Origin of the sequence: Mycobacterium sp. 1482292.6 (assembly GCF_001672995.1) — a bacterium.
GTDB classification, from domain to species: Bacteria; Actinomycetota; Actinomycetes; order Mycobacteriales; family Mycobacteriaceae; genus Mycobacterium; species Mycobacterium europaeum_A.
Map to the genome: position 1 here is coordinate 22,967 of NZ_LZKV01000134.1, position 8,659 is coordinate 31,625.

An 8,659-nucleotide genomic window follows, 5' to 3' on the forward strand; every position below is an offset into this window, starting at 1 on the left:
CGGCGCGGCCGCCCCGGCGGGCAAGGCGAGGCCGAAGCCACCGCAGAACCCGAGCCCGTGGCGCCGACACGCATGGGCGGGCCGGTTGTTCGTCGCACCCAACATGGTGGCGGTCGCGGTGTTCATGCTGTTCCCGCTGGGTTTCTCGCTCTACATGAGCTTCCAGCGATGGGACGTGTTCACCCCGCCACAATTCGTGGGTCTGAAGAACTTCGGCGACTTATTCACCGCGGATCCGCTCTTCTTGATCGCGATCCGCAACACCGTGATCTTCACCGTCGGAACGGTCGTGCCGACGGTCCTGATCAGCCTGGCCGTCGCCGGGGTGCTGAACCGGAAGGTCAGGGGCATCGGCGTCTTCCGGACGATCGTCTTTCTGCCGTTGGCGATCTCATCGGTCGTGATGGCGGTGGTGTGGCAGTTCGTGTTCAACACCGACAACGGCTTGCTCAACATCATGCTCGGCTGGATCGGACTCGGGCCGGTCCCATGGTTGGTCGAGCCGCGCTGGGCGATGGCCTCACTGTGCATCGTCAGCGTCTGGCGCAGCGTGCCCTTCGCCGCCGTCGTGCTGCTGGCCGCGATGCAAGGCGTTCCGGGTACGGTCTATGAGGCGGCCAAGATCGACGGTGCCAGTGAGATAAGGCAATTCGTCTCCATCACCGTGCCGTTGATCCGGGGGTCGATATCGTTTGTCGTCATCATCTCGGTCATCCACGCATTCCAGGCGTTCGACATGGTCTACGTGCTCACCGGCCCCACTGGCGGGCCGGAATCGGCGACCTACGTCCTGGGCATCATGCTGTTCCAGCACGCGTTCTCGTTCCTCGAATTCGGATACGCCTCCGCGCTGGCGTGGGTGATGTTCGCGGTCTTACTGGTGCTGACCGTCGTGCAGTTGCGAGTCAGCCATCGACGATCTTTGGAGAATTCGCGTGGGCTTAAGTGAGGGTGTCCTCAAGCGCACCGTCTTGCGCGGCGCCGTCGTCTATGGCGCGCTGCTCGCCGTCGCCTGGTGCGCCCTGTTTCCGATCGCGTGGGCGGTGTCGGGTTCGCTGAAAACCGAAGGCGAGGTCAGCGAACCCACGCTGTTGCCCGCACACCCGCGGTGGTCGAACTACACCGAGGTGTTCGCGCTGATGCCGTTCGGGCGAATGTTTTTCAACACCGTGCTGTACGCGGGCTGCGTCACCGCCGGCCATGTTTTCTTCTGCTCGCTGGCCGGATATGCCTTCGCGCGACTGGATTTCCGTGGCCGCGACGCGCTGTTCGTCGTGTATCTCGGCACCTTGATGGTGCCCCTGACGGTCACGGTGATCCCGCAATTCCTGGTGATGCGAACCCTGGGCTGGGTCGACACCCCATGGGCGATGATCGTGCCGGGGTTCTTCGGCAGCGCATTCGGTACGTACCTGATGCGGCAGTTCTTCCGCACCCTGCCCACCGATCTCGAGGAGGCCGCGATACTCGACGGTTGTTCACCGTGGCAGGTGTATTGGCGAATCCTGCTGCCCCACGCGAGGCCGGCCGTGATGGTGCTCGCGCTGCTCACCTGGGTCAATGTCTGGAATGATTTCTTGTGGCCGCTGCTGATGATCCAGCGCAACAGCCTGGCCACCCTGACACTGGGCCTGGTCCGGATGAAGGGCGAATATGTTGCCCGATGGCCGGTTTTGATGGCAACCTCGATGCTCATCATGCTGCCTCTGGTCATCATCTACGCGATCGCGCAACGCTCGTTCGTCCGCGGGATCGCCGTCACCGGGATGGGCGGTTGACCATGGCCTCGGTGACTTTCGAGCAGGCAACCCGTCGCTACCCCGGAGCGGATCGCCCCGCCCTGGACAACCTGGACTTAACTGTCGCCGACGGCGAGTTCGTCGTTCTGGTGGGGCCGTCGGGATGCGGCAAGACCACCTCGCTGCGGATGGTGGCCGGCCTGGAAGCCGTCGACTCCGGCCACATCCGGATCGGCGACCGCGACGTCACCAACGTCGATCCCAAGGATCGCGACGTTGCGATGGTCTTTCAGAACTATGCGCTCTACCCGCACATGACGGTGGCCCAGAACATGGGATTCGCCATGAAGATCGCCAGGACGCCGAAGGCCCAGATCCGCGAGCGGGTGCTGGACGCGGCGAAACTGCTTGACCTGCAACCCTATCTCGACCGAAAGCCGAAAGACCTGTCCGGCGGACAACGCCAACGCGTGGCGATGGGGCGGGCGATCGTGCGCCGGCCGCACGTGTTCCTGATGGACGAGCCGCTGTCGAACCTCGACGCCAAACTAAGGGTGCAGACCCGTAACCAGATCGCCGCGCTGCAACGGCGGCTGGGCACCACCACCGTCTACGTCACCCACGACCAGGTCGAGGCCATGACGATGGGCGACCGCGTCGCCGTCCTGCGCGACGGCGTGCTGCAGCAGTTCGCACCGCCTCGCGAGCTCTACCGAAACCCGGACAACGTCTTCGTGGCGGGTTTCATCGGATCCCCGGCGATGAACCTGTTTACCCTCCCTGTCGTGGATTCGGCTGTGTCGCTGGGTGATTGGCCGATAGCATTGCCCCGCGAGGTCACCGGCGGTGCAGGTGAGGTAGTCGTGGGGGTCCGTCCCGAACATTTCGAGCTGGGTGGTCTCGGCGTCGAGATGGAGGTGGACGTGGTGGAGGAGCTTGGGGCGGACGCCTACCTGTATGGGCGAATCACCGGTTCGGGCAAGGTGATCGACGCGCCCATCGTCGCGCGGGCCGACGGGCGAAACCCTCCGCAGAAGGGCAGCCGGGTGCGCCTGCACCCGGTACCCGGGCACCTGCACTTCTTCGGCGTCGATGGCCGCCGAATTTGCTGAACGATCCGGACAGGGGGCTGCGGTGACCACAAACCGTGCCGACTTGGTGTGCGAGGGCGGTGGCGTCCGGGGTATCGGACTGGTCGGCGCGGTGGACGCGCTCGCCCAGGCCGGCTACCGATTCCCGCGCGTCGCGGGAAGCAGCGCCGGTGCGATCGTCGCCTCGCTGGTCGCCGCCCTGCAGGTGGCCGGCGAGCCGTTGAGCCGGCTGGCCGAGGTGATGCGCACCATCGACTACCGGAAGTTCCTCGACCGCAACTGGATCGGGCGGATACCGCTGATCGGCGGGGGACTGTCGTTGTTGACCTCCGACGGTGTCTATCGCGGGGCATATCTCGAACAGTTGCTCGCCAGCCTGCTCCGCGATCTGGGCGTGCGGACGTTCGGCGATCTGCGCACGGGCGAAGAGCCCACCCAGTTCGCCTGGTCGCTCGTCGTCACCGCCAGCGACCTGTCGCGGCGCCGCCTGGTTCGAATCCCTTGGGACCTCGGCTCCTATGGCATCGACCCCGACGCCTTCCCGGTGGCGCGCGCGGTGCACGCGTCGTCGGCCATTCCCTATGTGTTCGAGCCCGTTCGGGTCGGCGGCGCGACGTGGGTGGACGGTGGGTTGTTGTCGGACTTTCCGGTCGAGCTGTTCGACCGGCCCGATGCACAACCGCGATGGCCCACGTTCGGGATTCGGTTGTCGGCGCGTCCCGGCATCCCGCCCACCCATCCCGTGCATGGCCCGGTGTCGTTGGGACTTGCGGCGATAGAGACCCTGGTGAGCAATCAAGACAACGCCTACATCGATGACCCGTGCACCGTGCGGCGCACCATCTTTGTGCCCGCCGACGAGGTCAGCCCGATCGACTTCAACATCACCACCGCGCAACGTGAAGCGCTCTATGCCCGAGGATTGCAAGCGGGCCAACAGTTTCTGCAAACCTGGAACTACGCCGACTATTTGAAGGCCTGCGGCGCCCCGGTGCACAAATCACCGTGACGGCGTCGACCGTTCGTGCCGCTTATCCGCGCGGGCAGCGGAGCGCATGAACGCGACGCTGCACCCGCGAGACGTCGTCGAGGGAGGGCAGCTGGTTGGTGATCCGGGTGACCTCCACACCGATATCGATGGAACTGATCGGCCAGAGGCGACGCGCGATGAGATCCCTTGCGATGACGGTGATGTCGTCGTCGCAGAGCCGGCGGCGCGTCAACGCCACCAGCGGCACGTACCCGGTGACCGGCATGCCGGAGGGGTAGCCGGCGCGCACGAAAGCCACAATGCTTGTCACCCAGTGCGACAGGTCCATGCGTCCACCTCGCTAACCGCCGCGGCTTGCGTAAGCGGCAGTGCTTGCCATAGCTAGCAACGTACCACCGGTGACGTCATCTGCTGAGTAACGCCACACAGTTAAACGCATTTTTTACGGCCGGCGATGCGGCGCACGGGGAGTGGTCCCGGTGACGATTCGCCGGCCATGGCGCGCCGTAACGACGTTTGGCCGCAAGGCTTTCTAGTATTGCCGGCGTGGTGGATCGCTATGGAACCGATGTACTGGCCGCAGGACGACGCAAGCCCCGCTCGACGGAACATCCGGCCGAACTTGGCCTGGTGGTCGAGGACGTGCAAACCGGATATGTCGGCGCGGTGGTGCGCGTCGAATATGGTCGGGTGGACCTGGAAGACCGACGCGGTCACGTGCGCGGATTTCCTTTGGGCCCAGGCTATTTGCTGGAGGGTCGTCCCGTCATCCTCACCGCGCCGCGCCGGCCCGCGCCGACCGCCGTGAACAGGACCGCATCCGGTTCGGTCGCCGTGTCGGGTGTTCGCGCCCGGGTCGCCCGTGCCAGCCGGATCTACGTCGAGGGTCGGCACGACGCCGAGCTGATCGCCCAGGTATGGGGCGAGGACCTGCGGATCGAAGGTGTCGTCGTAGAGCAACTGGGCGGCGTCGACGACCTGGTGGACATCGTCGCCGAGTTCGCCCCGGGCCCCGGGCGCCGGCTCGGGGTGCTCATCGACCACCTCGTCACGGGTTCGAAGGAGGCGCGGATCGCCGATGCCGTGCGGCGCGGCCCGGGTGGTGCCGACACGCTGGTCGTCGGCCATCCCTACGTCGACATCTGGCAGGCCGTCAAGCCGCAGCGGCTGGGCCTGGAGGCCTGGCCGAAGGTGCCACGAAATGTCGAATGGAAACACGGGATATGCGAGGCCCTGGATCTGCCGCACCGCGATCAGGCGGACATCGCCAGGGCTTGGCGCCACATCCGCTCACGGGTGCGCGACTGGAACGATCTGGAACCGGCGTTGATCAGTCGGGTCGAAGAACTCATCGACTTCGTGACCGCGCCGGCTTCCTGACCCCGCGGGCGGCGGACCAGGGCGAATAGCCAGCGCTTAGTTAGGCTACGCTAAGCCGAAAGTCCCGATCGGCGGGACAGAAATTGGGCGTATGCAGGGCGTATTCGGCGTATTCATCGGCACGTTTCTCATCGGTCTTCGCGAAGGCCTAGAGGCGTCGCTCATCGTGAGCATCGTCGGTGCGTTCCTCAAGCGGAATGGCCAGACGGTCCGCCCGATGTTTGTCGGCGTCGGCCTGGCCGTGCTGCTCAGCGTCGGCGTCGGGGTGGGCCTCGACCTGTTCGCCGCCAGCCTGCCGCAGGTACAGCAGGAGATGATGGAGACCGTCATCAACGCCATCGCGGTGGTGTTCGTGACGTCGATGATCATCTGGATGAACGGTAACGCCGCGCAGCTCAAGGGGGAACTCGAGCGCGAGGCCCGTCAGGCGGTCAACCGCGGCGGTGCGTTCGCGCTGGCGGCCATGGCGTTCCTCGCCGTCCTCAAGGAGGGCTTCGAGACCTCGGTGTTCTTGCTGGCGGCCGCCGAGACGTCACACGGCAACCGGTGGTTCGCCGTGCTGGGCGGCGCGGTCGGCATCGCGACCTCGGTCGGGCTCGGGGTGGCCCTGTACTACGGCGGCCTGCGGATCAACCTCGGCCGGTTCTTCCGGGTCACCGGGGTGTTCCTGGTGCTGATCGCCGCCGGGCTGGTGCTGGGTGCGCTGCGCACCGCGCACGAGGCGGGGTGGGTGAGCATCGGCCAGCAGCAGGTGCTCGATCTGTCCGGCTGGATACCCGCCAACTCGGTGCTGGGCGCCGTGACGACCGGGGTGTTCGGCATCCCCGCCGACCCTCGGCTGGTCGAGGTACTGGGCTGGCTGCTCTACGCCGTGCCGGTGCTTGTCATCTTCCTGTGGCCCGCCCGGCTCGCCGCCGCGCCGCGAACCCGCAGCCGGCTGCTGGCGGCGACGTCGGCGGCGCTGATCTTCGTCGGGGCGGGGCTGGCGATCACGACGCCCGCCGCCGGCCCGGCCGCGGGCCTGCGGGCGCGCACCGTCACCGACCGCGCGGGCCACACCGCCGCGGTGTCGATGGCGACCGGGCCGCACGGGCGCGAGCTGACCGTCGTCCCCCAGGGCAGCTCGACCGCCCACAGCATCGTGCTGATCCCAGGCGACGATCAAACGGTGGACGGCTTGCCCGTGCAGGTGTGGCAGGCTTCCGAGGCGGCCGGGGCCGACGGTGCGCCGGAGGTCTCGCTGAACCAGTTGCTGAGCATGACGGGGGGCCGGCTGCCGGTCGGTCTCGCGGCCGGCCGCACTCCGGGGCCGTTTCAGGGCCAATGGTCGACGACCACCGAGTACACCGTGCTCGCGCGGGGTGATTGCGTGGTGAGCGCGCACGCGACGAGCAACCGCACCGCGATCTTGACCGGCGGTGGGTTGACGGGGGCCAAGACCGTTAGTCTCGGCGGGCTGACGACGGACTGGTCCACCTCCGCTGCCGATGACCACTCGACGGCGGCCGAGATCGTCGCGAGCGACCGCAATCGCGGGGAGCGGCAGCTGTGGAATGTGTGGTTGCCGTTGGTAATAGCGGGTTTTGCCTTAGCTTGCGCGCTGTCAGCGATAGCCTCGGTGCGCGCGGACCGCAGGCAAACCGATGAGAGGAAATCCATTGAAGGTGAGTCGCATCGCCCTGGCAGCGTGCCGGTCTCGTGAATTCCTGTTGACTGCAACGGTTCTCGCCGCGACGACGGCGTTGTCCGCGACCGCATGCAGCCACTCGGGTGACACCGCGACCCAAGCCCAGCCGCCGAAACCGGGCGGTACCAACGCGGTGAAGGTCACCATGGCCAACGACGGCGGCAAGGACGGCTGCGCCCTGGACACCACCAGCGTGCCCGCCGGGCCGGTGACCTTCACGGTCGCCAACACCAATGCGCCCGGCATCAACGAGGTCGAATTGCTCAGGGACCAGCGGATTGTCGGCGAGAAGGAGAACCTCGCCCCGGGCCTGGACCCGGTGTCGTTCACGGTTTCGCTGGACGGGGGCGCCTACCAGCTCTACTGTCCGGGCGCCAGCACCGAATACCAGACCCTGACGGTCACCGGTAATGCGCCCGCGACACCCACGGGCACCGTGGCGAGCATCCTCGGCCAGGGCACCAAGGACTACGCCACCTACATCGTCAACCAGATCGGACAGCTCAACGACGGCGTGAAGGCACTCGATGCCGCCGTGCAGTCGGGCAACGTCGAGGCCGCGAAGGCGGCCTACGCCAAAGCCCGCTTGTTCTGGGAGCGTTCGGAGTCCACCGTGGAGGGCTTCGTCCTGCCGGGGTTCGCCGTCGGCGACAATGCCGGCAGCCTGGACTACCTGATCGACATGCGTGAGTCGACACCGGTCGATGCCAAGGTTGGCTGGAAGGGCTTCCACGCCATCGAGCGCGATCTGTGGCAGGGCGGCGCGATCACCCCCGGGACCAAGGCGCTCAGCACCGAAATGGTGGGCAATGTCGGCAAATTGAACGGCATCGTCGCGACCCTGCAGTACAAGCCCGAGGACCTGGCCAACGGCGCCAGCGACCTGATCGAAGAGATCCAGAACACCAAGATCACCGGCGAGGAAGAAGCTTTCAGTCACATTGACCTGGTGGACTTTTCGGGCAACGTCGAAGGCGCGCAGCAGGCCTACGCCTCACTACGGCCGGGCCTGGAAAAGATCGATGCCAACCTGGTCCGCCAGATCGATCAGCAGTTCCACAGCGTGCTGACCACCTTGGACGGGTATCGCGACTCGACCGCGCTCGGCGGCTACAAGACCTACACCGCGGCGCTGAAGGCCAGCGACGCGCCGAAGCTGACCGCGGTGATCCAGCCGCTGCACCAGAGCCTGTCCACCGTCGCCCAAAAAGTCGTTACGGCCGGTTGATCGTGACCGACGACATCACCCCACCCTCCGACGGCGCCACGAACGACGCTGGGGCACCGGCGGACTCCGCCACGGTATCGCGCCGGCGCGCGCTCGGCGGCGCCATGCTGGCCGGGCTCGGCGGTGCCGCCATCGGTGCCATGGGTGGCGGCTTCGCCGGCCACGCCATGGCGGCGGGACAGCGTGGTGACGACGACGACACCGTCGATCTGCGCCGCAGCTACCCCTTCTACGGTCAGCCGCACCAGGGTGGAATCGACACGCCCCCACAGCGTTACGCCATGTTCATGTCGTTCTCGCTGGCCGAGGGCGCGGGCCGGACCGACCTGCAGACCCTCTTGGCGCGCTGGTCGGCCGCCGCCGCGATCCTGCAGCAGGGCAAGCCGGTCGGGACGGTGAGGCTGGCCGGGCTCAGCCCGTAGGCCTCCCCGGTGTCGACGGGAGGCTGCACGTCGACACCGGGCTGCACCGTCCCGACCGGCTTGCCCTGCTGCAGGATCGCGGCGGCGGCCGACCAGCGCGCCAAGAGGGTCTGCAGGTCCG

At 66.9% G+C, this 8,659-nt stretch carries 7 protein-coding genes and 2 pseudogenes; 8 read left to right on the forward strand and 1 reads right to left on the reverse strand.

The features are described 5' to 3' along the window. Positions 1–44 precede the first annotated feature (44 nt). The 4 genes and pseudogenes from A5624_RS13840 to A5624_RS13855 form a co-directional block, all read left to right on the forward strand. Positions 45–949, forward strand: a pseudogene (locus tag A5624_RS13840) (carbohydrate ABC transporter permease); the annotation flags it as partial. Between the two features lie 22 nt (positions 950–971). Continuing rightward, a complete protein-coding gene (locus tag A5624_RS13845) occupies positions 972–1,778 on the forward strand; it encodes a carbohydrate ABC transporter permease (protein ID WP_369827486.1) in 807 nt (268 codons plus the stop codon). Between the two features lie 2 nt (positions 1,779–1,780). After that, a complete protein-coding gene (locus tag A5624_RS13850) occupies positions 1,781–2,851 on the forward strand; it encodes an ABC transporter ATP-binding protein (RefSeq protein ID WP_066867035.1) in 1,071 nt (356 codons plus the stop codon). Next, a complete protein-coding gene (locus A5624_RS13855; protein ID WP_082976043.1) occupies positions 2,832–3,839 on the forward strand; it encodes a patatin-like phospholipase family protein in 1,008 nt (335 codons plus the stop codon). The genes A5624_RS13850 and A5624_RS13855 overlap by 20 nt, the downstream gene beginning before the upstream one ends. A gap of 22 nt (positions 3,840–3,861) precedes the next feature. Here the strand turns inward: A5624_RS13855 and A5624_RS13860 are convergent, their stop codons facing one another. Beyond that, complete coding sequence (locus tag A5624_RS13860; protein WP_066867039.1) at positions 3,862–4,149, reverse strand: DUF3349 domain-containing protein; 288 nt, start codon at positions 4,147–4,149, stop codon at positions 3,862–3,864. Positions 4,150–4,367: 218 nt separating this feature from the next. On the opposite strand from A5624_RS13860, the gene A5624_RS13865 reads away from it, so the two are divergent. From A5624_RS13865 to A5624_RS13880, 4 genes and pseudogenes are all read left to right on the forward strand, one after another. Beyond that, positions 4,368–5,201 (forward strand): DUF3097 domain-containing protein, encoded by an 834-nt coding sequence (locus tag A5624_RS13865; RefSeq protein ID WP_066867041.1) that lies wholly within the window; start codon positions 4,368–4,370, stop codon positions 5,199–5,201. Between the two features lie 91 nt (positions 5,202–5,292). Next, positions 5,293–6,903 carry an iron uptake transporter permease EfeU gene (gene efeU, locus A5624_RS13870; protein ID WP_066867042.1) on the forward strand — a complete coding sequence of 537 codons (1,611 nt, stop codon included), beginning with the start codon at positions 5,293–5,295 and terminating at the stop codon, positions 6,901–6,903. Further along, positions 6,845–8,116: an iron uptake system protein EfeO gene (efeO, locus tag A5624_RS13875; protein ID WP_304441841.1), complete on the forward strand. Its 1,272-nt coding sequence runs from the start codon at positions 6,845–6,847 to the stop codon at positions 8,114–8,116. The genes efeU and efeO overlap by 59 nt, the downstream gene beginning before the upstream one ends. A 2-nt stretch (positions 8,117–8,118) precedes the next feature. Beyond that, positions 8,119–8,517 (forward strand): annotated as a pseudogene (locus A5624_RS13880) (deferrochelatase/peroxidase EfeB); the annotation flags it as partial. Between the last annotated feature and the right edge of the window lie 142 nt (positions 8,518–8,659).

What these genes read in the sequence shown, in the direction of transcription:
- A5624_RS13855 (WP_082976043.1), top strand. Translation starts at nt 2,832, where the DNA reads ATGGCCGCCGAATTTGCTGAACGATCCGGACAGGGGGCTGCGGTGACC.
- A5624_RS13860 (WP_066867039.1), bottom strand. Translation starts at nt 4,149, where the DNA reads ATGGACCTGTCGCACTGGGTGACAAGCATTGTGGCTTTCGTGCGCGCC.
- A5624_RS13850 (WP_066867035.1), top strand. Translation starts at nt 1,781, where the DNA reads ATGGCCTCGGTGACTTTCGAGCAGGCAACCCGTCGCTACCCCGGAGCG.
- efeU (WP_066867042.1), top strand. Translation starts at nt 5,293, where the DNA reads ATGCAGGGCGTATTCGGCGTATTCATCGGCACGTTTCTCATCGGTCTT.
- efeO (WP_304441841.1), top strand. Translation starts at nt 6,845, where the DNA reads ATGAGAGGAAATCCATTGAAGGTGAGTCGCATCGCCCTGGCAGCGTGC.